Source organism: Dietzia lutea (assembly GCF_003096075.1).
In the GTDB taxonomy this organism is placed as follows: Bacteria; Actinomycetota; Actinomycetes; order Mycobacteriales; family Mycobacteriaceae; genus Dietzia; species Dietzia lutea.
In genome coordinates this window covers 3,364,574-3,391,234 of sequence record NZ_CP015449.1, presented here as the reverse complement: position 1 = coordinate 3,391,234, position 26,661 = coordinate 3,364,574, and the positions used below count along the sequence as shown (strand labels likewise).

The 26,661-nt window shown below is 72.5% G+C and carries 23 protein-coding genes and 1 riboswitch; of the genes, 11 read left to right on the top strand and 12 right to left on the bottom strand.

The window, feature by feature from the left end:
* Positions 1-95: 95 nt before the first annotated feature.
* From A6035_RS15515 to A6035_RS15505, 3 genes are all read right to left on the bottom strand, one after another.
* Positions 96-962 (bottom strand): anti-sigma factor, encoded by an 867-nt coding sequence (locus A6035_RS15515; protein ID WP_108848670.1) that lies wholly within the window; start codon positions 960-962, stop codon positions 96-98.
* Positions 959-1,540 carry an ECF RNA polymerase sigma factor SigK gene (sigK, locus tag A6035_RS15510; protein ID WP_108848669.1) on the bottom strand — a complete coding sequence of 194 codons (582 nt, stop codon included), beginning with the start codon at positions 1,538-1,540 and terminating at the stop codon, positions 959-961. The genes A6035_RS15515 and sigK overlap by 4 nt, the downstream gene beginning before the upstream one ends.
* Positions 1,541-1,638: 98 nt before the next feature.
* Positions 1,639-3,276, bottom strand: a complete 1,638-nt coding sequence (locus A6035_RS15505) for a molybdopterin-dependent oxidoreductase (protein ID WP_108848668.1) — start codon at positions 3,274-3,276, stop codon at positions 1,639-1,641.
* A 150-nt stretch (positions 3,277-3,426) separates the two neighbouring features.
* Here A6035_RS15505 and A6035_RS15500 point away from each other — a divergent pair, with 150 nt between their 5' ends.
* Complete coding sequence (locus A6035_RS15500; RefSeq protein ID WP_108848667.1) at positions 3,427-4,104, top strand: fasciclin domain-containing protein; 678 nt, start codon at positions 3,427-3,429, stop codon at positions 4,102-4,104.
* A 454-nt stretch (positions 4,105-4,558) separates the two neighbouring features.
* Here the strand turns inward: A6035_RS15500 and A6035_RS15495 are convergent, their stop codons facing one another.
* From A6035_RS15495 to A6035_RS15485, 3 genes are read right to left on the bottom strand one after another with little or no spacing between them, the layout of a single operon-like run.
* Positions 4,559-6,451: an acyl-CoA dehydrogenase gene (locus A6035_RS15495; protein WP_108848666.1), complete on the bottom strand. Its 1,893-nt coding sequence runs from the start codon at positions 6,449-6,451 to the stop codon at positions 4,559-4,561.
* A 10-nt stretch (positions 6,452-6,461) separates the two neighbouring features.
* The gene (locus A6035_RS15490) at positions 6,462-7,376 is read right to left on the bottom strand and encodes an SDR family NAD(P)-dependent oxidoreductase (protein WP_108848665.1); all 915 of its coding nucleotides are present in this window, start codon (positions 7,374-7,376) and stop codon (positions 6,462-6,464) included.
* A 17-nt stretch (positions 7,377-7,393) separates the two neighbouring features.
* Positions 7,394-9,385: a penicillin-binding transpeptidase domain-containing protein gene (locus A6035_RS15485; protein WP_108848664.1), complete on the bottom strand. Its 1,992-nt coding sequence runs from the start codon at positions 9,383-9,385 to the stop codon at positions 7,394-7,396.
* Between the two features lie 89 nt (positions 9,386-9,474).
* On the opposite strand from A6035_RS15485, the gene A6035_RS15480 reads away from it, so the two are divergent.
* Positions 9,475-10,008 carry a DUF4112 domain-containing protein gene (locus A6035_RS15480; RefSeq protein WP_244192465.1) on the top strand — a complete coding sequence of 178 codons (534 nt, stop codon included), beginning with the start codon at positions 9,475-9,477 and terminating at the stop codon, positions 10,006-10,008.
* A gap of 42 nt (positions 10,009-10,050) precedes the next feature.
* Here A6035_RS15480 and A6035_RS15475 read toward each other — a convergent pair whose 3' ends face one another.
* Positions 10,051-11,154 (bottom strand): CNNM domain-containing protein, encoded by a 1,104-nt coding sequence (locus A6035_RS15475; protein ID WP_235026712.1) that lies wholly within the window; start codon positions 11,152-11,154, stop codon positions 10,051-10,053.
* Positions 11,151-12,509, bottom strand: a complete 1,359-nt coding sequence (locus A6035_RS15470; protein WP_108848663.1) for a hemolysin family protein — start codon at positions 12,507-12,509, stop codon at positions 11,151-11,153. Before A6035_RS15470 ends, A6035_RS15475 begins: the two co-directional genes overlap by 4 nt.
* A 224-nt stretch (positions 12,510-12,733) precedes the next feature.
* Between A6035_RS15470 and A6035_RS15465 the strand changes: the two genes are divergently transcribed.
* Positions 12,734-14,209 carry a peptide MFS transporter gene (locus tag A6035_RS15465; RefSeq protein ID WP_108848662.1) on the top strand — a complete coding sequence of 492 codons (1,476 nt, stop codon included), beginning with the start codon at positions 12,734-12,736 and terminating at the stop codon, positions 14,207-14,209.
* 95 nt (positions 14,210-14,304) lie between these two features.
* On the opposite strand, the gene A6035_RS15460 is transcribed toward A6035_RS15465, so the two are convergent.
* Positions 14,305-15,567, bottom strand: a complete 1,263-nt coding sequence (locus A6035_RS15460; RefSeq protein ID WP_108848661.1) for a L,D-transpeptidase — start codon at positions 15,565-15,567, stop codon at positions 14,305-14,307.
* 198 nt (positions 15,568-15,765) lie between these two features.
* On the opposite strand from A6035_RS15460, the gene A6035_RS15455 reads away from it, so the two are divergent.
* From A6035_RS15455 to A6035_RS15445, 3 genes are all read left to right on the top strand, one after another.
* Positions 15,766-16,428, top strand: coding sequence for an NAD(P)H-binding protein (locus A6035_RS15455; protein WP_108848660.1), 663 nt, complete (start codon positions 15,766-15,768; stop codon positions 16,426-16,428).
* 20 nt (positions 16,429-16,448) lie between these two features.
* Entirely contained in the window at positions 16,449-16,886 is a 438-nt protein-coding gene (locus A6035_RS15450) for a hypothetical protein (protein WP_167400743.1), read from the top strand.
* A gap of 71 nt (positions 16,887-16,957) precedes the next feature.
* Positions 16,958-17,923 carry an NADPH:quinone oxidoreductase family protein gene (locus A6035_RS15445; RefSeq protein ID WP_108849320.1) on the top strand — a complete coding sequence of 322 codons (966 nt, stop codon included), beginning with the start codon at positions 16,958-16,960 and terminating at the stop codon, positions 17,921-17,923.
* Between the two features lie 83 nt (positions 17,924-18,006).
* On the opposite strand, the gene A6035_RS15440 is transcribed toward A6035_RS15445, so the two are convergent.
* Positions 18,007-19,167, bottom strand: coding sequence for a pyridoxal phosphate-dependent aminotransferase (locus A6035_RS15440; protein WP_108848659.1), 1,161 nt, complete (start codon positions 19,165-19,167; stop codon positions 18,007-18,009).
* 63 nt (positions 19,168-19,230) lie between these two features.
* On the opposite strand from A6035_RS15440, the gene A6035_RS15435 reads away from it, so the two are divergent.
* Complete coding sequence (locus A6035_RS15435; RefSeq protein ID WP_244192464.1) at positions 19,231-19,728, top strand: Rieske (2Fe-2S) protein; 498 nt, start codon at positions 19,231-19,233, stop codon at positions 19,726-19,728.
* A gap of 430 nt (positions 19,729-20,158) precedes the next feature.
* Positions 20,159-20,354, top strand: a riboswitch (FMN riboswitch).
* 100 nt (positions 20,355-20,454) lie between these two features.
* Entirely contained in the window at positions 20,455-21,201 is a 747-nt protein-coding gene (locus A6035_RS15430) for a nicotinamide mononucleotide transporter family protein (RefSeq protein ID WP_108848657.1), read from the top strand.
* A gap of 268 nt (positions 21,202-21,469) precedes the next feature.
* On the opposite strand, the gene A6035_RS15425 is transcribed toward A6035_RS15430, so the two are convergent.
* Together A6035_RS15425 and A6035_RS15420 are read right to left on the bottom strand one after the other, a co-directional pair.
* Positions 21,470-22,078 (bottom strand): class I SAM-dependent methyltransferase, encoded by a 609-nt coding sequence (locus A6035_RS15425; protein ID WP_108848656.1) that lies wholly within the window; start codon positions 22,076-22,078, stop codon positions 21,470-21,472.
* Positions 22,079-22,244: 166 nt separating this feature from the next.
* The gene (locus A6035_RS15420) at positions 22,245-23,237 is read right to left on the bottom strand and encodes a glucosyl-3-phosphoglycerate synthase (RefSeq protein WP_108848655.1); all 993 of its coding nucleotides are present in this window, start codon (positions 23,235-23,237) and stop codon (positions 22,245-22,247) included.
* Between the two features lie 81 nt (positions 23,238-23,318).
* Here A6035_RS15420 and A6035_RS15415 point away from each other — a divergent pair, with 81 nt between their 5' ends.
* The 3 genes from A6035_RS15415 to A6035_RS15405 are packed head-to-tail and all read left to right on the top strand — an operon-like array spanning position 23,319 to position 26,646.
* The gene (locus A6035_RS15415) at positions 23,319-24,608 is read left to right on the top strand and encodes an acyl-CoA dehydrogenase family protein (protein ID WP_108848654.1); all 1,290 of its coding nucleotides are present in this window, start codon (positions 23,319-23,321) and stop codon (positions 24,606-24,608) included.
* Positions 24,605-25,936, top strand: a complete 1,332-nt coding sequence (locus A6035_RS15410) for a phosphotransferase family protein (protein ID WP_425267507.1) — start codon at positions 24,605-24,607, stop codon at positions 25,934-25,936. Before A6035_RS15415 ends, A6035_RS15410 begins: the two co-directional genes overlap by 4 nt.
* Complete coding sequence (locus A6035_RS15405) at positions 25,936-26,646, top strand: histidine phosphatase family protein (protein WP_108848652.1); 711 nt, start codon at positions 25,936-25,938, stop codon at positions 26,644-26,646. Before A6035_RS15410 ends, A6035_RS15405 begins: the two co-directional genes overlap by 1 nt.
* Positions 26,647-26,661: the final 15 nt, after the last annotated feature.

Sequence of the window (26,661 nt, the reverse complement as noted above, 5' to 3'; positions counted from 1 at the left end):
GAAGACGGTTTCGCACGCATCTGCCGAGTGGCGGCGTGCGAAACCGTCTTCTCGATGGCGGCGGGCCGACTATGCGGCCCGGCGACTACGCCGGGTCACTGGATGTCGAGGGCCAGCAGGACCTGACCGGTCGGCGCCGGCGAGCCACCCGCGGGCTCCTCGGTGATGCCGATCTGCTCGGAGTTGCGGATGCCGTCGATCTGCGCCGAGGGGGACGGGCCCACCTCGCCCGCCTCCATCGTCCCGGCGGATATGGGCTCGTGATCACCCATGAGCCACAGCTGGTAGGCGCGGCCCTCGGGCGGGGCGGGCAGGTCCGTCATCGAGATGACGGCCATGTCCGCCGTCTTCGACGCAAGCACGGTGGCGGTGCCGGTCCCGCCGATCTGGCCGCGGACCACCGCGAGGTCCTCGGCGGCCAACAGGGAGGTGACCTGACCCGGCATCGTCCCCGAGGGGGGCGCGGCGGTGGGCAGATCGTCGGACCCGGACCCGTCGGTGATGCGGCCGATCGTCACGCCACCGACCAGCAGTACCACGGCGGCCGCGGCGACGGCGAGGAACGTCAGCGGGCCGGGCCGCCGGCGCTCGCGCTCCCGGCTCAGGTCGAGGACGTCCGCACCCCCGGCCGCATCCCGCTCGGAGCCGCGGCGGCCGCCCGGACCGACGGGCCCGGTGGGGTCGGACGGCGAGGAGGCCGCCGCCAGCTCGAGGATGCGCTCCCGCAGATGCGCGGGAGGCGCGGCGTCGAGGCCGGCGTCGGCCACGAGTCCGGCCATGACCTCGCGGGTCGAGGCGATGTGCGCGAGCATCGACGACTGCTCCTCGGGCGCGGCACCCACCAGCGCGGCCTCGACGGCGTCGGCCTCGTGCTCGGGCAGTGCGTCCAGGGCGTAGAGGTCGAGGTCCTCGGGGCGGACGCTGTCAGGGGTCGACGGATGATCGTGGTAAGAGACGCTCATGACAGCTCACCTCCCAGGCAGTTCTTCAGGCGACGGAGCCCGTCGCGGATTCTCGATTTGATGGTGGGCAGTGCGGAACTGAGCTGGTCGGCGACCTCGCGGTACGTCAGGCCGGAGAAGTAGGCCATCTCGATGGACTCGCGCTGGTTGCCGGTCAGCGTCTCCAGACACCTGCGCACCTCCGCGGCGTCCTCGTCGCGGGAGATCTGTTCCGTGACCTGTTCGGCGACATCGTCGCCGTGGATGGAACCGGTCGCGGCATCGATCTCGTCGCGCCGGGCGGCCGACGTCTCGGAGCGGACCCTGTCCACGGCCCGGCGGTGCGTGATGGTCAGCACCCAGGACTGGACGGACCCGAGCGATGGCCGGTAGTCGGCCGCTTGCTTCCAGACCTGCAGGAACACCTCCTGCACCGTCTCCTCGGCGTAGCCCGGGTCGCGCAGAACCCGTAGGGCGAGCCCGTAGGCACGTGGGGCCATGAGGTCGTAGAAGCGACCGAAGGCCTGGAGATCACCGGACGCGGCCAGCTCGAGCAGGCTCCCCGGGTCGGTCAGTGGCGGGGCGACTGGCTCGGACACGGTGGCCAGTCTAGTGCCAACCGGGTCCGGGCCGCGCGACGGCGGCGCGGGTGGTCGAGCCGGTGGCCGCGCCGGCGGTCTGCGGGTCGCCTGGAGGGTCATGCCGTCGCCACCCGGAACGTGCGGTTGTGCCAGCCGGTGGCGCCGCTGGGAACGGGGTCCCTGCGTTCCTCCGGCTGGACCTCACCGGTCGAGTCGGTGGCACGGACGTGCAGCGTGTGCAGACCCGGCTCGGCGTCCCAGACCCACGACCACATGCGCCAGGTGTCCACCGAGTACTCCTCCGCCAGCCGGGCGTCCTGCCACGGCCCGTCGTCGACCCTCACCTCCACGCGGTCGATGCCGCGGCGCTGTGCCCACGCGGTCCCGGCGACGACCGTCGGACCGGGCGGCAACTCCGCGAGCGGGGCGGGCCGGTCGATGCGGCTGGCGGTGCGGATCGGGCCGCGCTCCGCCCACCCGCGGTCGGTCCAGTACGCGCTGGCCTGGTCGAAGCGGGTGACCTCCCAGTCCACTACCCACTTGGTCGCCGAGACGTACCCGTAGAGGCCGGGAACGATCTGACGGACCGGGTAGCCGTGTTCGAACGGCAGCGGCTCACCGTTCATCCCCACCGCCAGGAGGGCGTCGCGGCCGTCCGTCAGCGCCTCGAGCGGGGTGCCGGCCGTCCAGCCGTCGACCGAGGTCGACAGCAGCATGTCGGCGTCGGGCAGGGGGCCCGCCTCGGCGAGCAGGTCGGCGATGGGGAACCCGGTCCAGGTCGAGGTGCCCACCAGGTCGCCGCCGACCTCGTTGGACACGCAGGTCATGGTGATGATCCGATCCTGCGCCTCGCGCTCGACCAGGGTCTGCCAGTCCAGTTCGATCTCCCGCTCGACCATCCCGTGGATCCGTAGCCGCCACTCGGTGGTGCTCAGGGACGGCACGCGTAGGGCGGTGTCGATGCGGTAGAACTCGGCGTTGTCGGTGAGGAACGGCGTCACGCCCGGCGCGTCGGGCGTGACGCCCGGCGGAACGGGGGCGGCCGCGTTGCGGGCGAGCACCCGCGGCAGCCGCAGACCGGTGCGTTCGGCGACCGCGTCGGCGGCGCGTCGGGTCAGCGCGATGCCCGTGGTGCCGGCGGCGGCGATCACGGCGACGGCGGACCCGGCCAGGACGAGGAAACGTCGGCGGTCGGGTGCGGGCCGGTCGCCGGGCGGGCCTCCGGGCTGGGGCGTCGGCGCCGGCGGTGGCGTCGGCGCCGGTCCCGAGTCCGAGGCCGTGGCGGTGGCCGAACGGGTCCCGGCCTCTGCCGGGAACAGAGCCCCGATCAGGGCGCGCAACGCCACGACGGCGGCGACCACGCCGAGCAGGGTCGGTACCGCCCACAGCGGCCCGGCCGACGGGCGGGCCAGTGCCGCCACCATGCCGACGAGCCCGAAGACGACCAGGACGGCGCTCCCGGCGGGGCGACGCGGACGCTCGACGAGGCCGACCACCACGCCCGTGACGAGGAGGATGGCCGCCAGCCCGATCATCAGGGCGGGCTTGTCGGCGGTGCCGAGCGCGTCGATCGTCACCTCGCGCACCGCTGCCGGTGCGCGGTCGACCACGGAGTCGGCGACCGCGAGGAATGGGGACGAACCCGGTGTGACGACGCCGGCCACGGCGTGCCCCACCGCGACGGCGAGGCCGGTGGCGAGGAGGCCTGAGGCTGCCCGAGCGATCGCCCTGGGTCGTTGCTCTGTGCTGTCCATGCCAGGAGTTCGGAGCCGGGGTCCCGATGGACCGGTACGAAATAAATTCCCTACGGCACCCATCCGGTCCGGCTGGCCCGCCGAAGCACTGGTGACCCACTGCACAGAGTCCCGCCAACTCGGCGGGGCCCTACCGAAAGGAAACGCACCATGGGCATCACGATCTCCCGGCGCGTCGCGTCGATCACCGCGGCCGCCGCGGTCTCCGGACTCGTCCTCGCCGGCTGCGCGAGCGATGAGGGAAGCGATACCGAGAACACCGCCGAGGGCACCTCCTCCTCGATGATGACCACTTCGTCCGCGAGCGAGACCTCCGCGATGGAGTCTGACCCGGCCGGCATGCTCGTCGGCGCGGGCTGCGCAGACTACGCCGAGGCCAACCCCGAGGGGCCGGGCTCGGTCGAGGGCATGGCGATGGAGCCGGTCGCCACGGCCGCCTCCAACAACCCCATGCTCACCACTCTCACCTCGGCTATCTCGGGTGGCGTCAATCCGGAGGTCGACCTGGTCGACACCCTGAACAACGGCGAGTACACGGTTTTCGCCCCGGTCGATGACGCGTTCGCGCAGATCGACGAGGCCACCATGCAGGCGCTGCAGACCGACGCCGACATGCTCACCAGCATCCTGACCTACCACGTCGTCGAGGGTCAGGCCACGCCCGACCAGGTCGCCGGCGAGCACACCACCCTCAACGGTGCGCAGCTCGAGGTCACCGGCTCCGGTGACGAGCTCATGGTCAACGGCGCGGGCGTCGTCTGCGGCGGCGTCCAGACCGAGAACGCCACCGTCTACCTCGTCGACGAGGTGCTCATGCCCGAGGAGTGAGCCGACCGGCGGCAGGTGCCCTGAACACCTGACGCCACCCGCGGTGGGAGCCCTGAACTCCCACGCACTGTGACCCGGGCCCGGGCCGACACCACGTCGGTCCGGGCCCGCGTCGTGACGCGGGCATTCTGCCAGCACGAGTCTCCGCGGTCGCGCTGCCCCTTCGCCCTGCGCTGGCACTCTGTACGCATACGCTGGGGTTGCGCTGGGTCGTTGGACCACTCCGCCAGCGTGAGTCGAAGAGGCAGCGCATCTGCGGCCGGATGCGCTGGCGGATCGCCCGCCCGCCGACCCCTCGGCCCAGTGCCCGGCTCGCCCGTCCGCCGACCCCTCGGCCCAGTGCCCGGCTCGCCCGCCGGCCCCGCGGCCCGGTGCTCGGCTCGGCCCGGTGACCCCGCGGCCCGGTGCTCGGCCTGCCCGGGTCGACACCGTCGTCGGCCCGGGCGCGGTCGCGTCAGAACCAGTCGTCGCGCATGTCCAGCGTCGTGCGGTCGCCGGCGACGAGCAGGTCGAACTTGGCGTCGACGATCGGCAGTTCTCGGCGCAGGAAGTACTCGGCCGCCCTGAGCTTGCCGGCGGCGAAGGCGTCGGACGCCGAGGCGCCGTCGCCCGCCCCGCCCGCATCGCGTGCGCCGCCCTCGCCATCGCCCCCGGCGCCCGCGCCAGCCGCAGTGACCGCCGTCACCCGGTCGCCCAGCGCCAGCAACTGCTCGATCCAGATCCACGCGATCACCACGTGCCCGGTGGCCTCGAGGTACTCGGTGGCGTCGGCCAGGAACGCCTCCGGGTCGGTTGCGCCGACCTCGGCGAGCGCGGTGGTGACCTCGATGAGCCGGGTGACGCGCGGGCGCAGCAGCGAGGCCAGCTCGGCGACGACCCCGCCGGCCGTGGCCGCCCGGTCGCACGTGGCGGTGATGCGCCCGGTGAGCGCGGCCAACCCGGCGCCGCCGCCGGCCACGACCTTCCGGCCCAGCAGGTCCTGCCCCTGGATGCCGTGGGTGCCCTCGTGGATGGGATTGAGGCGGTTGTCGCGATAGTGCTGTTCGACGTCGTAGTCGATCGTGTACCCGGCCCCGCCGAGCACCTGCACCGCCAGCTCGTTGGCCTTGAGGCACCACTGCGACGGCCACGATTTGGCGATCGGGGTGAGGACGTCCAGGAGCGTCTTCGCCGCCGTCGACTCCTCCGGAGTACCCGTCTTCTCGTCGTCGACCAATCTCGCGCAGAACAGGCCCAGCGCCAGCGCGCCCTCCACGTACGACTTCTGGGCGAGCAGCATCCGCCGGACGTCCGTGTGGCGGGTGAGCATCACCTGCGGCGTCGACGGATCCGCGCCGGCGGGCCTGCCCTGGGGCCGGTTGCGCGCGTAGTCCAGCGACTTGAGGTAGCCGGTGTAGCCGATGGCCGTGGCGCCCAGGCCCACGCCGAGACGGGCCTCGTTCATCATCGTGAACATCTTCTTGAGGCCGGTGTTCTCCTCGCCCACGAGGTACCCGACCGCGCCCGGCCGCCCGCCGGGGGCGTGCATGCCCTGCCCGAGAGTGGGCATGGTGTTGACCGTGCCGCGGAAGCCCATCTTGTGGTTGAGGCCGGTGATGACGATGTCGTTGCGCTCGCCGAGCGAGCCGTCGTCGTCGACGAGGAACTTGGGCACGATGAACAGGCTGATGCCGCGGGTGCCGGGCGGGGAGCCGGGCACCTTGGCCAGGACGAGGTGGACGATGTTCTCGGCCATCTGGTGCTCGCCGCCGGAGATCCACATCTTCTGGCCGAACAGGCGGTAGGTGCCGTCGGGCTGGGGCTCGGCGCGCGTGGTGATGTCGGCGAGGTTGGAGCCGGCGTGCGGCTCGGACAGGCACATCGTCCCCGTGAACCGGCCCTGGATCATCGGCTCGACGTACTTCCGGATCTGCTCGTCGGAGCCGTGGGTGAGCAGCAGGTTGGCGTTGCCGGTGGTGAGCAGCGGATAGGCGGCCGTGGAGATGTTGGCCGCGTAGAACCACGCCATGCACGCCAGGTACGCGGTGTAGGGCAGCTGCAGGCCGCCGACGCGGGAGTCCATCGCCGCGCCCACGAGGTCCGCCTCGGCGAACTTCGCCAGCGCCTCGCCGATCTCGGGGATGAGCTCGACCTCCTCGCCCACGAGCCGGGGCTCGGTGAGGTCGGCCTTGCGGAAGTGGGGCGCGAAGTACGTCTCGGCGAGCTCGGCCGACAGGTCCAGCACAGCCTCGATCGTCTCGCGGGAGTGGTCGGCGTAGCGCTCGCGCCCGGTCAGCTCGGACACCCGCAGCCAGTCGTGCAGGAGGAAATCGAGGTCGGCGCGGGACATGAGGTGGGAGGGGGTCATGCCCCGCACGTTACTCGCGGGTGGCGCGCGCGAACTTCCGTCCCATCTCGGTCATCGTCTTCTCGTACGCGGCGGGAAGGAGCCGCTTGCCGCGGTAGGACCTGCGCGCCTCGGGGTCGGGGAGGATGAGGAACCGCCCGGCGTCGAGTCCGGTCATGACCTCGGCGGCGATCTCGGTGGCCCCACGCTCGGAGCGGTCGATGAGCTTGCTCGCGAACCCGCTGGCGGCGGGGTCGGAGGAGTTGAGGCTCGAGGCGAGGTTGGTGCGGAAGAACGACGGGCACACCACGGACACGTCCACGCCGAACGGCTCGAGCTCCCAGCGCAGGCTCTCGGAGATCGCCACGACGGCGGCCTTGACGGCGGTGTAGGACGACATGGTGGGCGGGTGCACGAGCCCGGCGAGGGAGGCTGTGTTGACGATGCGCCCGCTGCCCTGCGCCTTGAGCATCGGCACGAACGTGCGGCAGCCGCGGGCCACGCCGAGCAGGTTGATGTCGACGATCTGCCGCCAGTCGTCCTCGGTGAGCATCTCGATGCGCCCGCCCTGGGCGATGCCGGCGTTGTTGACCAGCACGTCGAGTCCGCCCCAGATCGCCTCGACCTCGGCGCGCACGGCCTGCCACTCGTCTTCCGAGCGCACGTCGAGGCGCAGGTAGCGCGCGTCGTCGGGAACCGTGTCGGGCCGCGCGTCGGTGGGGGCGAGGTCGGTGACGATCACGCGGTCGCCGCGCTCGAGGAACGCGGTGGCCAGGGCCAGGCCCAGTCCCGAGGCGCCGCCGGTGACGAGGACGCGGCGGTGGGTGTCGGCGGGGGAGGGGGACGACGACGAGAAGGGCAGCCGATCGAACCCGGGCAGCGGCAGAGCGGACAGGGAGACCGCGGGCAGGGAGAGTGCGGGCAGGGGGACCTTGGGCAGGCGCATGAGCCGAAACTACCGGTTCAGCCCGCGGGAAGCGGGGCGGGTTGCCCTGCGGCGCCGAGGAAGTCGGCGGCCATCTCCACCGCCGGGGCCGAGGAGTCGGCACCCTCGATGAGCACGGCCACGGCGATGTCGCCGGTTGATCCCACGAACCAGCCGTGCGACGGGCCGCTGCCGACCTCGGCGGTGCCGGTCTTGCCGATCAGCCCCGGGATCGAGTTCGCGGCGGTCGCGGTGCCGCTGCGCACGACCTGCTCCATGTACCGGCGCAGGGTGTCCACGATGCCCGGCGGCAGCGGCTCGGGGGCGTCGTTGGCCACCGCGGGCATTCCCGCGACGACCTGCGGCAGGATCATCCGGCCACCGTTCGCGACCGAGGCCTGCATGACGGCCAGGCCGAACGGGCTGGCCAGCACCTCGCCCTGCCCGATCGACGCCTCGACGCGGGCCGGGCCGCGCTCGGTGACGGGTACCGACCCGGTGAACCACGACGAGCTCATCCCCGGGCCGGTGAACCCGACCCCCAGGCCCAGCTGCGCGGCCGTGTCCTTCATGGCGGTCGGCTCGAGCCGGTCGCTGATGACGGCCTGGCTGGTGTTGCAGGAGCGGGCGAACGCGGTCTCCATGGGCACCTCGCCCAGCGCGAAGTCGCTGTCGTTGGGGATCGTGCGGCCGGAGACGGTGATCGATGCGGGACACGGCACGATCTCGTCGGGGCCCAGGACGCCGGACTGCAGCGCGGCGGATGTGGTGACCACCTTGAACGTGGAGCCGGGCGGGAAGCGGCCCTCCAGCGACACGGGCCCCTGCTGGTCGGCGGCGGAGTTCTGCGCCACGGCCAGGATCCCGCCGGTCGACGGCTGGATCGCGACGATCGACGCCGCCAGCCCGGTGCCGGCCACCGCGTCCGCCGCCGCCTGCTGCACGGAGATCTGGACGGTGGAGACGAGGTCCTCGACCTCCCCGACCGGTGCGCTGCCGAGCTCGATCGGCTCGGCGTCGGGATTGACGATCTCAGCGCGCCACCCGCCCTCGGCCTGCAGCGCCTCGAGCCACGCGTTCGGGAGCCCGTCCAGTACCGGGGAGCGGAGCTCGCGGTCGGTGCGGATGAGGTCGCCGCGCTCGGGAAGGCTCACCCCTTCGATCGCGGCGAGCTGCTCGCGGATCGGGTCGATGTCGCTGGGGCGCAGCCCCACCACCTGGTACGGCTGGTCGCCTGCCTCCGCCATGCCGTCGCGGATCGACTGCCCGGTGATCGTGGGCGCGGCCGTGCTCACCAGGGCGGCGACCGCGTCGGCGCTCCCGGCGGCGTCCGCGGCGAGCGTCACCGCCGTGACCGGAGTCCATTGCAGCAGCGGCGCGCCCGTCCGGTCGAGGACGGACGTGTCGTAGTCGAGGATCTCGGAGAACGCCAGGTAGCCACCCGGTTCGAGACGGGTGTCGAGGATGGTCGGCGCCCATTGCACCTTCCACTGGTCGTCCACCTTGGTCGTGGACGCTTCACCCGTGGTCGTGACCACGCGCGGCGCGGGCGACGGCTCACCGCCCCCGCCGGCCGGGTCGGCGCCGCCCTCGTCGTCGTCACCCTCACCGCCGCCGGCGCCGCCACCGTCACCGTCGCCGCCTCCGGCGACGCCCATATCCCACGTGATCTCCACTGGCACGGGGTCCCTGTCGGGGCGCCGGTCACCGTCGGGCGTGTCGATCGACAGGCTCGGCGCGAATCCCATCGACTCGATGTTCGCGGCGAGCGTCTCCTCCGCGGCGGCCGGGTCGGTGGTCATCGCGGCCGCCCCCGCGACGTCGCCGGCCTCGAGCGCGGAGAGGAACTGCTGGAGCTCGTCGGAGCCGGTGTCCCCGGTCAGCGCCGCGCAGCCGGACCCGACCATGACGACGGCGAGGGCCGCCGCCGCCAGGCCGGCGGCCCGGCGATTCCGGGGCCGGGAGGCGCGGGAGTCGCGGCCGGGCCGCGGCGAGTGGGAGAGCGGCGGGCGGAGGGGCGTGAGCGGCATTCCTCCACGAAACCAGACTCCGGCGCCGACCGCAGCAGCGTCGACGCGCTGACCTCCGACCCGGCGCCGACCCGCTACCCTCGGGCGCCATGACCGACCCCCACTCGACGCCGACACCCCGCGCCGCGCAGACCACCCCTGCCGCGCAGGCACCCGCCGCCCGTACGGGCGCCTCGCCCGTGACCGCCGGCCTCGCGCGCGTCCTCGACGATCTCGTCCGGGTGCCGGGCACCAACTACCGCGTGGGCCTGGACCCGGTGATCGGACTGGTGCCGGTGGTGGGTGACGCGGTGGGCACGGTCGTCGCCGCGGCCGTGTTCGCCGAGGCCGTGCGCAATCGCATCCCCGTCCACCTGCTGTTCCGTATGGGGTGGAACTACTTCGTCGACGCCGCGCTCGGCGTGGTGCCCTTCGTCGGCGACGTGGCCGACGCCGCGCACAAGGCCACCTCCAAGAACCTGCGGCTCGTGGACCGGGCCATCGCCGAGGGGCGCCGCGTGGACACCGATGCCCGCGGCTACCTGCTGCGGGCGATCGGCGCAGTGGGGCTCATGCTGCTGGTGCTCCTCGGTCTGGTGGGCCTGGCGCTGTGGGGGCTGCTCACGCTCATCGGCCTGGTCTGACCGACTTCGAGACCCGCACGCGCCTGCCCGCCTCCGCGCCGGTCAGGCGGAGGCGACGGGCAGGAGGCGTCGGACCACGTCGTCGAGTGTGAGGACGCCCCGCACCTCGGAGACGTGGGTCCCCGGGTGCCCGCCGGACTGTTCGACGACGACGAGGTGGGCGCGCGCCTCACGCATCCGGCGGAACGCCTCGGCGACCGTCAGATCGTGCTCGAGGGACAGGCTCGGCCGCATGAGTTCACGGGCCGTGGCGTCGCCGTCGACGTCGATCGCGTCCCGCGCGTGGACCACGCCGACCGCGGTGTCGTCCTCGAGGACCAGCAGACGCAGATGGCCGGTGCGGCGGGCGGTGTCGCGGATCTCCTCCGGGCCCGCGTCGACGCCGACCGAGGACATCTCCTCGGGGGAGGCGGGCTCGTCGATGTCGCGCTCGCCGAGCAGATCGCCCACGGTGAGTTCCTGCAGCTCGAGGGCGCTGAGCAGCTGCCGCTGGTGGGTGTCGTCGAGCGTCCCGGCCTCGCCGGAGTGCCGGACGAGCTCACGCAGCGAGTCGGCGTCCTGGCCGGCGGCGACCTCGTCCACGGCCTCGACGCCCAGGCGGTGCAGCATCGCGTTGGCGGTGTTGTTGAGCACCAGCAGCAGCGGGCGGGTCAGCCACAGGAAGCCGCGCATCGGCAGCGACAACAGGGTGGCCGAGTACTCGGGGTGGGTGATGGACCACGACTTGGGGGCCATCTCACCCACCACGAGGTGCAGGAACGTGACGATGATGAGCGCCAGGATGAACGCGATGACGTCGGCGGTCCACAGCGGGAGCCCCCACCCGGCGAACACCGGCGTGAGCCAGTGGTGCACGGCGGGCTTGGTGATGGAGCCCAGCGCCAGCGCGCACAGCGTGATGCCCAGCTGGGCGCCGGCGAGCAGGAGCGTCAGCTCGGACGCGTTACGCAGCGCCGCGCGGGCGGCGGCGCTGTGCGCGGCGTCGTCCTCGAGCCGGTGCCGCCGGGCGGAGATGAGCGAGAACTCGACGGCCACGAAGAAGGCGGACGCCGTGATGAGCAGGACGGTCGCCGCCAGGACGACCCAGGGGTTGCTCATGAGCCCACCGTCGGCGTCGGCGGCGAGCAGGGTGGTGGTGGGGGTCATCGTGCGGCCTCCTCGACCACGACGTGCAGTTCCGCGGGGACGCGGCGTTCGATACGGCGGACCTCTGTCCGGAGGACGCGGTCGGCGGAGATCTCCTCGAGGACGTCCGTGTCCGGCAGTGGGATGTCGACGCGGGCGCCGACGTCCGGCAGGTCACCGATCGTCTCGATGACCAGTCCGCCGAGCGTCTCGGCGTCGACCTCGGGAAGGGTGATGTCGAGGAGTCGCTCCACCTCGTCGAGGTGGGTGTCCCCGGTGAGGACCCACCCCAGCCCCTCGCTGACCGGGGCCTCCGCGGCCTGCGGGTCGTGCTCGTCCGCGATCTCGCCGACGATCTCCTCGGCCATGTCCTCCATGGTCACGACGCCGGCGAACCCGCCGTACTCGTCCACGACCACGGCCATCTCGGAGCGCTGGGCGCTCAGTCGGGCCGCCACCTCGGGCAGCGGCAGCGACGTGGGCACCCGGATCGGGGCGCGCATCACCGTCGACACCTGGGTCAGCGTGCCGTCGGTGTCGTCGCCACAGAGCACGAGGAGGTCGTGCAGGTCGACGATGCCGATCACGTCGTCGGAGTCCTCGCCCACCACCGGGTAGCGGGTGTGTCCGGTCGCCATCTTGGACAGGACCTCGTCGACGGAGTCCTCGGCCCGGACCACGTCGGTGCGCGAGCGCGGGACCATCGCGTGCTCGGCCGGCTGCCCGGGGAAGTCGAGCATCCGGTCGAGGAGTCGACTGAGCTCGGGGGAGAGCTCGCCGGCTTCGCCCGACTCGGCGACGATGTGTTCGAGGTCGCGGGCGGTGGCCGAGTGCTCCTTGTCGTGCACGGGCTCGATCCCGACCGCCCTGAGCAGCGCCTCGGAGGCCTTGTCGAACAGGCCGATGAGCCAGCCGAACACGGCGAGGTAGATGGCGGTGGACCGGGCCAGCCACCGGGCGACGGGCTCGGGCTTGGCGATCGCGAGGTTCTTGGGGACGAGCTCGCCGAAGAGCATCTGGACGACGGTCGAGAACAGCAGCGCCAGGACCGTGCCCACGCCCACGCCGACGGCCTGCGGCACCGAGGCCAGGCCGAGGAGGTCACCGATCGCCCGGCCGATGAGCGGCTCGGCGACGTACCCCACGACGAGGGTGGTGACGGTGATCCCGAGCTGCGCGCCCGAGAGCATGAACGACGTGCGTCTGGTGACGCCGAGGACCCGCTCGGCGACGGGGTCGCCCTTCTCGGCCGCCGCCCCCATGCGGGAGCGGTCGACGGCCATGAAGGCGAACTCCTGGGCCACGAAGTAGCCCGTCAGCGCGGTGATCGCGAGTACGACCACGACGCCCAGTAGTAGTGAGAGCGCGATGCTCATCCGGTGTGCCCCCTTCCGTGAAGGGGGCTGGTAGATCGGGCCGGGGTGTCGGCTCGGCTCACTGGAGGTGCTCCTGCGCTGATCGGGTTACACCCTGGGCCGGTCGCCCGGGGTTGATTCCTCTGATTCTCCTGTCCCGCGGCGGAAATGTCGACTCCCCCGCCGCGGCGTCGGCGGGGGAACGGGTTTGTCACGCCGAAAAAGCAGGAGTAACACTGTCCGTCATGACAACTCGGAATGCCGAGGTGGCTCTCGCCGATTCAGACCGCAGGTTCTTCGGCCATCCACTCGGACTGGCGAATCTGTCGGGCATCGAACTGTGGGAGCGCTTCAGCTTCTACGGGATGCAGGGCCTGCTGGCGTATTACATCTACTACGCGGTCGGTGACGGCGGGCTCGGCTTCACCGAGGAGATCGCCGCCTCGATCGTGGGCGCCTACGGCGGCCTCGTGTACGCGTCGGCGATCCTCGGCGGCTGGGTCTCGGACCGGCTCCTCGGCGCGGAGCGCACGCTCTTCGGTGCGGCCGTGATGATCATGCTCGGGCACCTGTCGTTGGCGCTCGTGCCGGGGGTGATCGGCCTGGGCATCGGCCTGGTGTTCGTCGGTGTCGGCGCGGGCACGCTCAAGGCCACGACCTCGACGGTGGTCGGTGACATGTACCGGCGGACCGACGACCGGCGTGACGCCGCGTTCTCGATCTACTACATGGCGGTCAACATCGGTGGCCTCACCGGCCCGCTCGTCACCGGCGCCCTGTGGCACGGCAACGGTTTCCACTGGGGGTTCGGCGCCGCGGCGGCCGGCATGGCGATCGGCCTGATCCAGTACGTGCTCATGCGCGGGGCCACGCTCAAGGGCATCGGCGCGACCGTCCCCGACCCACTGCCCCGGCCGCAGCGGGTGCGCTTCTTCGTCGTCTCGGCGGTCGTCGTGGTGGCCGTCGTGGCGGCCATCTCCACGGGCCTGATCCCGCTCGAGTCGCTCGACAACATCGTCACCGCGATCGCCGCCGTGGGCGCGCTGTCACTGTTCGCGCTGCTCATCGGCAGCCGCAAGACGCAGGCGGACGAGCGGCGACGCGTGATCTCGTTCATCCCCATGTTCGTCGCGTCGGTGGCGTTCTGGGCGTTGTTCCAGCAGCAGTTCACGGTGATCGCCATCTACTCGGACCAGCGCCTGGACCGGAACCTGGGCGGCTGGGAGATGCCGGCGAGCTGGGTGCAGTCCATCAACCCGTTGTTCATCATCATCTTCGCGGCCGTGTTCGCGGCGATGTGGGCCAAGCTCGGCAACCGTCAGCCGTCGAGCCCGATCAAGTTCGCGTTGGCGAACCTCATCATGGGTATCGCTTACCTGGTGTTCCTGTTCTTCGTGGGGAGCGTGGCGACCCCGCTGCTGGGCATCGTCGGAATCCTGTTCCTGTTCACGATGGCGGAGCTGCTGCTCTCCCCGGTCGGGCAGTCGCTCTCGACCAAGCTCGCACCCGAGGCGTTCAAGACCCAGATGGTGGCGCTGTTCTTCCTCAGCGTCTCGATCGGCAGCGCGCTGTCCGGCGTGCTCGCGGGGTACTACGACCCGGACGACGCCGGCGCCGAGCGGTCGTACTTCCTGACCCTGGGTATCGCGTCGATCGTCCTGGCCGGGATCGTGGCCGCGCTGTCGCCGTGGATCAGGAAGAACATGATGGGCGTGCGCTGACGCACCCCCTGCCTCGCCCTCTGACACACCCCCTGGCGCGACCGCGGCCACCGAGGAGATCCTCGGTGGCCGCGGTCGTATCGGGGGCCGCCCGCTCAGTCGGCCGAGCCGGTCTGCCAGACCTCCCACGGCACGGACCAGTCGCCGTTCTGCCAGACCTCCAGCTCGGGCCCGCCCGTGCCGCGGACCTCGACGACGTCCCCGGTGACCGCCTGGTCGAAGTACCACTTCGCATCAGCGGGGGAGAGGTTGAGGCAGCCGTGCGAGGTGTTGGTGTTGCCCTGGGCCCACATCGACGACTCCAGGGCGTGGAAGTAGATCCCGTCGTTGGAGATGCGCACGCCGTGGTCGACGGTGACCCGGTAGCCGGCGGACAGGGGCAGGCCGTAGGTCGTGGAGTCCATCAACACCGAGCTGGACTTGTCCAGGACGGTGTAGGTCCCCGGCTGGGTCCAGAAGTGCATGGTCACGCCGCCGTAGGTGGCCCACCCGCCCTTGCCCATGGAGGTGGGCATGGTCTTGAGCAGTTCGCCGTTGCGGTACACGGAGACCGTCTTGGTCGCGTCGTCGGCGATCGCGATGCGGCGGTCGCCGATCGTGAAGTCGGCTTCCGCGCCGGCACCACCCCACTGGTCGCCGCCGAGGTCGCGTCCCTCGGTGTCGAGTTCGACCTGCACCCGGGTGCCGGGCTCGTAGTACTCCTTCGGGCGCCAGTGCGCGGAGGAGTCGTCTACCCAGAACCAGTTGCCCTCCACCTCGGGCGAGGTGGTGACCTTCATGTGCTTCTCAGCTTCCGCGCGGTCCGCGATGGGCTGGTCGAACTCGGCCACGATGACGATCCCCACGCCGTATTCGCGGTCCGACTCCAGGGTGCCGCCGCCGGTCGTCCTCAGGGTGGGGGTCACGACGGCCGCCGGGTCGGCCATGCTGAAGGTCCGGGTGTCGGTCCGCGGCCCGCCGACCGCGCCCTCGTAGGTGATCTGCAGTGTGTACGTACGCCCGAACCCGAGCGTGACGGCCGGCTCCCACTCGGATCCGTCGCGCGAGAGCTCGCCCTCGATCTGCTTGCCGGCGTCGTTGGTGAGCACCGCGTTCGTGATGGTGCCGTTCTCGACGGTGGCCCGGACGCCGTCGACCACGGCGACGTCCGTGGCGCCGTCGGCCGGGACGACCTCCAGAGTCGCCGGGGCGGGCGCCTGAGCGGTGGGCTCGGTGGGGGTCGTCTCCCCGGCGGAGCCCGTGGGCACCGGGATGGTGCACCCGGCGACGACGAGGATCAGCGCGAGCAGTCCGGCGAGCAGGGCGAGGGGGCCCGTCACCGCCGGAAGAGAGGGGGTTCCAGACCTGGACAGGGACATGCAGCAACTCCGAAGCGAAAAGCGTGGGGGAGCCGGTGAATCACGGCTTATGTCGACATGATGCACTCCGGGTCCGACACGGAGCCAATCCGAAACGGCCCGGCCACCCACTTGTTGTCGAGTTGTGACCGCCGCCGGGTCCGCGCGCTCGCGGAAGACGGTCGGCGGGGACGCCTACGGACGAGTACAACGGAGGCCATGAGTATCGATCGACCAGTGACCATCATCGGCGGCCACGGCAAGGTCGCCCTCCGCGCGGCCCGGATCCTGTCGGACGCGGGCGCGGAGGTGCGCTCGGTGATCCGCAACCCGGACCACGCCGATGACATCCGGGCGGCGGGCGCCACCCCCGTCGTGGCGGATGTCGAGAAGCTCGACGTCGAGGGTCTCCGCGAGGTCGTCCGGGACAGCGGCTCCGTCGTCTGGTCCGCCGGCGCCGGCGGCGGCAATCCCGACCGCACCTACGCGGTCGATCGCGACGCGGCGATCCGCTCGATGGACGCGAGCGTCGCCGAGGGCGTGGAACGCTACGTCATGGTGTCCTACGACGGTGCCGGGCCCGATCACGGCGTGTCGGAGGACAACGCTTTCTTCCCGTACGCCGAGGCCAAGGCGGCGGCCGACGCCCACCTCCGCGAGTCCGATCTGCAGTGGACCATCCTCGGGCCCGGGGCGCTGACCGACGAGCCCGGGGGCGAGACCATCGCGCTGGGCGCGGACAAGCGCGAGGACCGGGCGACCAGTCGGGACGCGGTCGCCGAGGTCATCGCGGCCGTCCTGCGCCGGCCCGACACCGTCCGCCGCACCATCGAGTTCTCCGACGGGGACACCCCGATCGGCGAGGCCCTGACGAGGGACTAACGCCGGGTTATCCTCACCGGGTGAGGATCCTCGTGGGCGGTTCGTGGATCACCGTGATCTGCGCACTGCTCACCGCGTCGTGGAGCGTCCCGCAGTACATCATCACCGACACCGTCACGCTCAACTCGCATCCACTGTTCGTGGTGCTGTTCCTGTTCCCGGCGCAGATCGGCGTGCCTGTGTGTCTGTTGGTGGCGCTCAACTCGCTGCTGATGGGCCTCCGTCGTCAGCTCACCACGATGCCGAGGCGTTTCCTCGCGGGCGGTCAGCTCGTGACGGTCGTCCTGCTGGGCATCTGCGCGGCGCTGCTGATCTCGCCCACCGCGTTCGGTCGGGAGTTCATCGTCATGGCGCTGGCGTTCCAGGTGGGCCAGGTGCTGGTCACGTTCGGGCTGGTCCTGCACCTGCTCCGCCGGCGCCGTCATCGCCGCGCGGCGGAGAGCGCGCGCGTCGGCTGACACCTCCGGCCCGGGCGTCGGCTGAGCCGAGCGGGGCACGGGCTCGGTGGTGGGCTGACACTATGGACCGCATGCGTGCCATCCACATCCCCAGCCATGACGGACCCGCCGCCCTCGAGGTGGTCGACCTCCCCGAGCCCGAGCCCGGCGCGGTCCTGATCGACGTCCACGCCGCCGGCGTGACGTTTCCCGAGGTGCTCCAGACCCGCGGCAGGTACCAGATCTCGCCGCCGCTGCCGTTCGTCCCGGGCTCGGAGGTCGCGGGCGTGGTGCGGTCCGCGCCGGAGGGATCGGGATTCGCCGCTGGGGACCGCGTGTGCGCGTTCCCCGGCCTGGGGGGCTTCGCCGAGGTCGTGTCGACCGAGCCGTCCCAGGTGTTCCACCTGCCGGAGAACCTCAGCTTCGTGCAGGGCGCGTCGATCCCCATGAACGTGCTCACCGTCCACTTCGCGCTGGCCCACCGCGGTCGGCTGCAGCCGGGTGAGACGGTGCTCGTGCACGGCGCGGGCGGCGGGATCGGTATCGCCGCCACCCAGTTCGCCACCGCCCTGGGAGCCCGCGTCATCGCCGTGGCGTCCACCGAGGAGAAGCGGGAGCTCGCGCGGAAGGCCGGCGCGACCGACGTCATCGCGCCCGAGGGGTTCAAGGACGCCGCGAAGGAGCTCACCGGCGGCAAGGGTGTCGACATCGTCGTCGACCCCGTGGGCGGCGACCGGTTCACCGACTCCATCCGCGCGCTCGGTCAGGAGGGCCGCATCCTGGTCATCGGCTTCACGGCCGGCGAGATCCCCACGGTCAAGGTCAACCGCCTGCTGCTGGGCAACAAGAGCGCGGTCGGCGTCGGCTGGGGCGAGTACTGGATGTCCAACCCCGGCTACCTGCAGAAGCAGTGGGCCGAGGTCGAGCCGCTGCTGGCCGCGGGCAGGCTCGACCCGCTCGTCGGCGTCGAGTTCCCGCTCGAGAAGGCCTCCGAGGCGCTCGAGCTCATGGACGGCCGCGGCGCCGTCGGCAAGATCGTCCTCACCACCGGCCGCTGACCAGGGCCCGCGTCGGGACTGACCGGGAGGGTTCGGGCGGCGGCGATCGCGAGGACCCCGCCGGCACGCGGGGCCGGGCGGCGTCAGCGCGCCAGGGCCTGCAACCGCCGCCCGGCCTCGGCGAGCACCTCGGGCCGCTTGCAGAACGCGAATCGCACCAGGTGCGACCAGTCGTCGGTGAACGCGTCGGTGAACGGCGCGAACGGCACCGCCGCCACCCCGACCTTCTCGGGGAGCTCGAGGCACCAGGCCGCCGCGTCGGTCACCCCGAGCGGGCTCGGGTCCGCGGTCAGGAAGTACGTGCCCTGTGCGACGACGAGGTCGAACCCGACTCCCGTGAGGATCCCCGCCAGCTCGTCCCGCCGGGCCTGCATGTCCTCCCGCAGCGTCGCGATCCACTCCTGCTCGTGGCGCAGGGCGTGCGCGACCGCCGGCTGCAGTGGTGAGGCGACGGTGAAGCTCATGTACTGCCGCGCGGTGCGCGCCCCCTCGACGAGGTCCGCCGGCCCGGTGACCCACCCGATCTTCCAGCCCGTGCAGTTGAGCAGCTTCCCGGCGCTGGAGATCCGCAGCGTCCGCTCCGCCATCCCGGGCAGGGTGGCGATCGAGACGTGCTCGACCCCGTCGTAGGTGAGGTGGGAGTACACCTCGTCGGAGACCGCGATCGCGTCGAACTCGTGGCACAGGGCCGCGATCTCCTCGAGGTCCTCCCGCGGCAGCACGGCGCCCGTGGGATTGTGGGGCGTGTTGACCAGCACGGCCCGCGTCCGCGGTGAGAACGCCTCCCGCAGCGAGTCCACGTCGAGTCGGATATGGCCGCCCGAGCGGACCAACCGCGCGGCGCGACGGGTGGCCCCGGCCATCGCCACCGCGGCCACGTAGGAGTCGTAGTACGGTTCGATGACGACCACCTCGTCGTCGTACTCCACCAGGCCCACCACCGCGGCGGCGATGGCCTCCGTCGCGCCGACCGTCACCAACGTCTCGGTCTCCGGATCGTGCACCAGGCCGGTGCGCGCGGTCTCGTCGGCGACGATCGCGTGGCGCAGCTCGGGGATCCCCATGCCGGGCGGGTACTGGTTGTGGCCTCCGCGCAGGGCCCGCACCGCCGCCTCGATCATCGACTCCGGCCCGTCCGTGTCCGGGAAACCCTGCCCCAGGTTGATCGCGTCGAAGTGCGTGGCCAGGCGCGAGACCTCGGTGAAGATCGTCGTGGCGTGGGGCGCGAGTCTGCGGACCGTCATGGGGGAAGCCTAGGTGTCCCGACGGGGGCGGTGGCCCCGGGCCGGGCCGATACCATGGGCGGCATGTCCGAGCCCTTCTCCGCCGCCACGCCCGCCCCGATCGGTGCCGCCGCCAGCGGCCCGGCCACCAGGGTCGGCCCGTGCACCCAGCGCCGGGCCGTGCTGGCCGCCCTGCCCGGGATCATCCTGCTGCCGGGCATCGCCTCCGCGTGCGGGATGACCGAGCCGGCCCAGCCGCCGTCGACGGTGCAGCAGACCACCACGGTGCCCGCGACCACCGTCTCGGCCGCCGAGATCCCCGTCGGCACGGCCAAGCAGTTCAAGGCCGGCGACTCCACGGTGATCGTCGCCCAGCCCGCCGAGGGCGAGTTCGTCGCCTACTCCGCGCGCTGCACCCACCAGGGCGGTGTCGTCCAGGTGATCGAGGGCATGACGCTGCGCTGCCCGCTCCACGGCGCCGAGTACGACGCCACCGACGGCCGCAACACCCTCGCGCCCGCACCGAGGCCGCTCGACGTCGTGCCGGTCAGCGAGTCCGGCGGGCAGCTCACCCTCGGCTGACGCGCGTCCGGCACGCCGCGCGCCCGGCGCGCGCGTTCGGTGAGCAAAGCCGCAGCGCGACCCCGCTGACTTCCGCTGCCTCTTCGACCTGCGCTGCCGCTGTGCACGTATTTCGGGGGGTTGTGCTGCCCGAATGGACCACAGGCGCAGCGGAGGGCAGAGACGCAGCGCACCCGGCGGCACTCATGCTGTGCCTTTGACGCCTACCGCGGCGCCGTCCATCGACTGGGCGGGCCCACTCACATTTGCGCAGGCCCGCCGGCCGATTTCCCCTGTGGAGGCGACCACTCGACGATCCACCCGCCAACGAACGCGCCAACGGACTCGCCACCCGTTCGAGGCCCACTCGGCGCGCGCCCGCGGCGGGCTTCGAGACCCGGCCGACGACCCCGCGGCTTGCGGCGCGGCCCCCGTCAGGGGTACAACGGGAACACGTTCTCAGGGCGGGGTGAAACTCCCCACCGGCGGTGATGTCATCGACCCCATGGTCGGCGGCGAGCCCGCGAGCGCCCCGTACGGGTGGCGAGCCGGACAACGAATGTCCGGTCGCACCGCACGCGCGGGGGTCAGCAGACCCGGTGTGATCCCGGGGCCGACGGTCATAGTCCGGATGGAAGAGAACCTCGCGTCACCCGATGCGGACCCGGCCGGCGACGGTCGTGGCCGGGCGGGCGTCGTGGCACAAGCCCTGGGCCGTCTGTGTAGAGCCCGTGAAAGGGGCACACGATGAGCCTTCTCGTCTCATTCCTCGACGCGCAACTGGTGATCGGCGGAGTCCCGATCCTGTGGCGCGAGATCATCGGCAACGTCTTCGGCCTGGCCGCCGCGATCGGTGGCATGCGCCGCGTGGTGTGGGCGTGGCCGGTGGGGATCGTCGGCAACCTCACCCTGCTCACCGTCTTCCTCGGTGGCGTCTTCCACACCCCGCAGGACGTCGACCTCTACGGCCAGGCCGGCCGGCAGGTGATGTTCCTCGCGGTGGGCGTGTACGGCTGGTGGCAGTGGTCGCGGACGCGGCGGGCCAACGCGGCCGCCGCGGCTGCGGCCGCCCACGGTGGTCCCGTCGCTGACGCGCCCGCCGTCAGACCGCACTGGGCGACGGGCCGCCAGAGGGCCGGGCTCGTGGTGGGGATGCTCGTCGGCACGTTGCTGTTCGGCTGGATCTTCGCGCAGCTCGGCTCGTGGGGCCCGTGGGCGGACGCATGGATCTTCACCGGATCGATTCTGGCCACTTACGGCATGGCCCGCGGCTGGACGGAGTTCTGGCTGCTGTGGATCGCGGTCGACATCGTCGGCGTGCCGCTGCTGCTCAAGGCCGGCTACTACCCGTCGGCGGTGCTGTACCTGGTTTACGCGGCGTTCGTGATCTGGGGCTTCGTGGTGTGGTGGCGCGTCGACCTGGCGGAGCGAGCGGCGGCACTGCGCACGGAAGGCCTGCCGGTGGAGCGCTCGGTCGGCGCGGTGAGCGGCTGACCGCGCTGGGGAACAACGCGGAAAGCGCGACGCCGAGACAGCGGAAGTCGATTGACGCGAACACCGAGCCCGATTCCAGCGCTGCGGCCGTGGGTTCGGGAGTGCCCGCCCTTTCGCGTCGCGCCACCTATCCGATTGCACGTCACCTCAGGGGTCCGATAGGTGTCGCGTGATCAGATAGGTGACGTTCGCAGGGGCAGCCAGGGCCCGCCGCACGCCGCCGCTGTACTGCGCGGACGGCCCTCGCGGACACCGAGCCCGACGCCCGTCAGTCGGCCCAGCGCCGCGCGTGCAGCAGGACGTCGATCGCGGTGGCCTTGCCGGCCGGTCGCAGGTCGTGTCGCAGGGAGATCACCTCGAGGCCCTCGGCGCCGCGGGCGAGGTCGGCGACTCCGGGTAGGAGAGTCGGGTCCTGGGGCCCGCCGACACCGCGGCGGAGATTCTCGGCGGCGTGGCCCAGGTAGACGAGGTGCCCGCCGGGCCGCAGCCAGGTGCCGGCGTCGCGGAGCACGGCGGTGAGCTCGGGCAGGTCGAGGTGGAGGAAGCCCACCACGACGAGGTCGACCGGCTCCGCGGGGGCCCAGGTCCGCGCGTCGCCGACCACCCAGTCGACGCTGCCGCTGCGGCCCTCGTCGGAGTCCTTGGCCCGGGCCTGCTCGATCGCGACCTCGGAGAAGTCCACGGCCTGCACCCGCCAGCCGTGCGCGGCGAGCCAGCGCGCGTGCCGCCCGTCGCCGCACGCGAGGTCGACGGCGGCGCCCACCCCGAGGCCGGCGTCCTCCGCGGCCGTGACCTCCGCGACGATCCGGGCGGCCGGGGTGGTGCCCCAGGCGTCGGGCTGCGCGAGGTAGCGGGCGTTCCATGCGGAGGCGTCCACGAGTGGCGGTCCTTTCGGTCGGGCGCGGGAGAGCGGTCCGGGGCGGAGGCGGGGCTCCGGCATCCAGTGTCCCGCAGATCGCGCCGCGCGGGTATCCGCGCCGCCGACGACCGGGGGTGCCGACGACCGGGGGTGCGCACCCACAACCCGGCGGCACCGCGCGCGTCTACAGCCCGGCGCGCACCTCGCGCATCGGCGGGCGCTCGCCTGGGTCGACGCGGACGGTCTCGGCGCGGAATCCGCCGTCGTCGGGATCGCGTCGGTGCAGGGTCAGGGTGTCGCCGGGGGCGTCGGCGCCGGTCACGCGTCCGTGGCGCCGCAGCCGGCTCAGCATCGCCAGGTGCTGGTGCATGGCCATCACGGCCAGCGCGGAGTCGGGCGAGTGGCGGTGCACCCGCCGACCGAGGTCCACCTGGGCGAGCGCGTCGAGGCCGTACGCCTCGTAGAGGTCCACGAGGATGCCGAGGTCGACGCCGTAGGCGCCGGCGAAGGGGATGGACTCGAGCGCCTCGCGCGTCCCGGCGTACTCGCCGGCGAGCGGCTGGACGAAGCCGCCGAGGGCGGGCCAGTAGGTGGCGATCAGAGGCCGGGCGACGAGCTCGGTGACGCGGCCGCCGCCGGCGGGCAGGACGGTGCGGCCGTCGTCGAGGGGCCGGTCGTAGGCGCCCTTGCTGAACACGACGCCGGGTTCGGTGAGCAACGGCCCGAGCAGGCCGGTCGCGAACGCGGGGTTGAAGTCGCGCAGGTCGGAGTCGAGGAACGCGATGATGTCACCGTCGGTGGCGGCGAGCGACTTCCACAGCGCCTCGCCCTTGCCGGGCACGTCGCCCAGGCCGGGGAGGACCTCGCCCTGGGCGACGACGCGGGCGCCGGCGGAGCGCGCCACCTGTGCGGTGGCGTCGGTGGAGTGGGAGTCGACGACGACGAGCTCGTCGATCAACGGCACGCCCTGCACGAGCTCGGAGTGCAGGGCGGCGACGATCGCACCGACGGTCGACTGCTCGTCGCGGGCGGGCAGCACGACCGAGATGCGGCGGCCCGCCTTGGCCGCGACGAGGTCGCCGGGGCGGAAGTCGGCCGCGCGGTAGGTTCGTCGCGCCGACCAGGCACGAACCGGGTCCGCCCGGTCGGCGAGGGTCGTCCGCGAATGCTCGGTCACGCCCGCGATCCTGCCAGAGCCGGGACCGCGGGGGTCTCGCGCGCCCGGGCCCGGCTGGGAGCGGTGTGCCACGATGCACGTATGGACTTCTCCCCGTCGCCGCGCGCCGCCGAGCTCACCGCCGCGGTCCGCGAGTTCATCGACGCCCACATCGCCCCGGTCGAGTCGGACATCCACGCGGACATCGCCCGCCGTCGCCTGTCCGGGCAGGACCCGTGGGCGGTGGACCCGCGGGTCGGGGAGCTGCAGGCGCTCGCGCGCGAGCAGGGGCTGTGGAACCTCTTCCTGCCGGCCGGCCACGAGGGCCCCTACGCGGAGCGCTACGGCACCCGCGGCGGCACGGGGTTGTCCAACACGGACTACGCGCCGGTCGCCGAGGAGATGGGTCGGTCGTTCCTCGCCCCGCTGGTGTTCAACTGCAACGCCCCGGACACCGGGAACATGGAGGTCCTGCTCAAGTACGGCTCGCAGGAGCAGAAGGACCGCTGGCTGGACCCGCTGCTGGCCGGGGAGATCCGCAGCGCGTTCCTCATGACCGAGCCCGCCGTGGCCTCCTCGGACGCTTCGAACATGGCGGCCACGGCGCGCATCGAGGGCGACGAGGTGGTGCTCGACGGCCGCAAGTGGTGGTCCACGGGCGTCGGACACCCCGACTGCAGGGTCGGCATCTTCATGGGCGTGTCCGACCCGGACGCGCACCGCTACCTGCGGCACTCGATGGTGCTCGTCCCCATGGACGCCCCCGGCGTGACGGTGGAGCGGATGCTCACCGCGCAGGGTGTCCACGACGAGCCGCTCGGCCACGGCGAGGTCACGCTCACCGGCGTCCGGCTGCCGGTCACCAACATCATCGCCGGCCCCGGGCGGGCGGCCGAGATCGCGCAGGGCCGCCTGGGCCCGGGGCGCATCCACCACTGCATGCGGCTGATCGGCCTGGCGGAGATGGCGCTGGACCTGGCCTGCCGCCGCGCCTCCGAGCGCGTGGCGTTCGGTAAGCCGATCGTCAACCTCGGCGGCAACCGCGAGCGCCTGGCCGGGGCCCGCATCGCGATCGACCAGGCCCGCCTGCTCGTCCAGCACGCCGCCTGGAAGCTCGACACCGAGGGGCAGGCCGCGGTCGAGGTCAGCGCGATCAAGGCCGCGGTCCCGAAGATGGCGCAGGAGGTCATCGACATGTCGCTGCAGCTGCACGGCGGCGGCGGGATGAGCGACGACTTCCCGCTGGCCGGGGCGTACGCCACCGCGCGGTCGTTGCGACTGGCCGACGGCCCGGACGAGGTCCACCTCGCCGTCGTCGCCCGCGCCATGCTCGCCCCCTACCGCGACGCCGCCGCGGCCCGGACCACCGCCGACGCCGGGGCCGACCGGTGAGCCCGCGCGACGGTATGTCCGACGACGACGCCGCCCTGCGCCGCCGGGTCCCCGGCACCGGCGCGGTGCGCGACGAGGACGCTTTCGACGTGGAGGCCGTCGCCGCGTGGTTGCGGTCGGTCACCCCTGACGACCCGGACGTGCTCGCCGGCGTGGACCTGGGCGACGACGACGAGCCGGTCCTCCCGGAGGTCCGCCAGTACACCGGTGGCGCGTCGAACCTCACCTACCTGCTGCGCTACCCCGGCGCGGACCTGGTCCTGCGCCGCCCCCCGGCGGGGACCAAGGCCCGCGGCGCGCACGACATGAGGCGCGAGTACCGCGTCCAGTCGGCGCTGCGGCCGGTCTACCCGCTGGTGACGCGCATGGTCGGGTTCTGCGACGACCACTCGGTCATCGGCTCGGACTTCTACGTCATGGAACGCATGGCGGGCACGATCCTGCGCAAGAACCTGCCCCGCGACCTGCGCCTGGACCGGGTCACGACCCGGCGCCTGAGCGAGTCGGCCGTGGACGCGCTGGCCGACCTGCACTCGGTGGACGTCGCCGCCGCCGGCCTGGACGACCTCGACCGCGGCGAGGGCTACGTGCGCCGCCAGGTCGAGGGCTGGTCCGCCCGCTACCGCCGCGCCCGCACCCCGGACGTCCCGGACTTCGCGCCGGTCATGAAGTGGCTGCACGCGAACCAGCCCGAGGACGTCGGCCACTGCCTCGTCCACAACGACTTCCGGTTCGACAACCTCGTCCTGGACCCCGACGACGTCACCCGGGTGATCGGCGTCCTGGACTGGGAGATGGCCACCGTCGGCGACCCGCTCATGGACCTGGGCGGCGCGCTGGCCTACTGGGTCCAGGACGACGACGGCCCGCTGTTCAAGGCCTTCCGCCGGCAGCCCACGAACGCGCCGGGGATGCTCACCCGGCGGCAGGTCGTCGAGCGGTACGCGCGCCGCGCCGGGCTGGACATCACCGACGAGCAGTGGCGCTTCTACGAGGTGTTCGGCCTCTTCCGGCTCGCGGTGATCGCCCAGCAGATCAACCACCGCTACTACCACGGGCAGACCACCAACCCGGCCTTCCGCGCGTTCCGCCCCGGCGTGGCGTTCCTCGAGCAGCGCTGCCTGCGCCTCATCCGCACCGGCGACGGGCGCCTGTCACCCACGCGGATCTTCCCGAAGGACGTGATCGGAGAGCTGCTCGGCGTGCCCCGGGTGGCGCTGCCGCTGCTCGCCGGCGGCGTCCACGACGCCCGCGGCAAGGTGGCCGGCGTCCTCGGCGGGCTCCCCGTCGTCGGTGGTCTGGCCCGCGGCGCGGGCGGTGAGCGCTGATGGGCGCCATCCACCTCGTCCGCCACGGCCAGGCCTCGTTCGGCAGCGGCGACTACGACAGGCTCTCCGAGACCGGCCACCTGCAGGCGCGCCTGGCCGGCGAGGACATGGCGGCCCGCGGCCTGCGGCCCGATGTCATCGTCCACGGTGGCATGCGGCGCCAGCGCGAGACCGCGGAGGGCCTGCTCGAGGGCCTGCGCGCGCACGGCGACGTCGACTGCCCCGTCGAGGTCGACGAACGGTGGGCGGAGTACGACGCCGACGCCGTCCTCGAGGCCGCGCGGGTGGCCGGCCTGTCCGCCGAGCACGGCACCCTCGACTCGGCGGGCTCTTCCGACGAGGCCAAGCAGGCCTTCCAGCGCGAGCTCGACGCGGCGCTGGGCCACTGGTCGGGGCTCGAGGCGTTCGCCCGGTACAGCGCCGACGCCGAGGCCGCCCTCGCCGACGCCGCCGCCCGGTCCGGCAGCGGCAGGACGACCCTCGTCGTGTCCTCGGCCGGCACCATCTCGCTGGCCGTGGCGGCCCTGCTGGCCGACCCGGAGGGCGTCGTCGGGTTGTGGACCCGCCTGCAGCGTGTGACGGTGAACACCGGCACGGCCCGTGTCGTGGTGGGTCGGGGCGGGATGACCTGCATCGCGGTCAACGAGCACCAGCACCTCGAACGGGCGGCCGGACCGGATGACCCGCGTCGCCTGATCACCCTCCGGTGAGCGCGCGGCGGGACA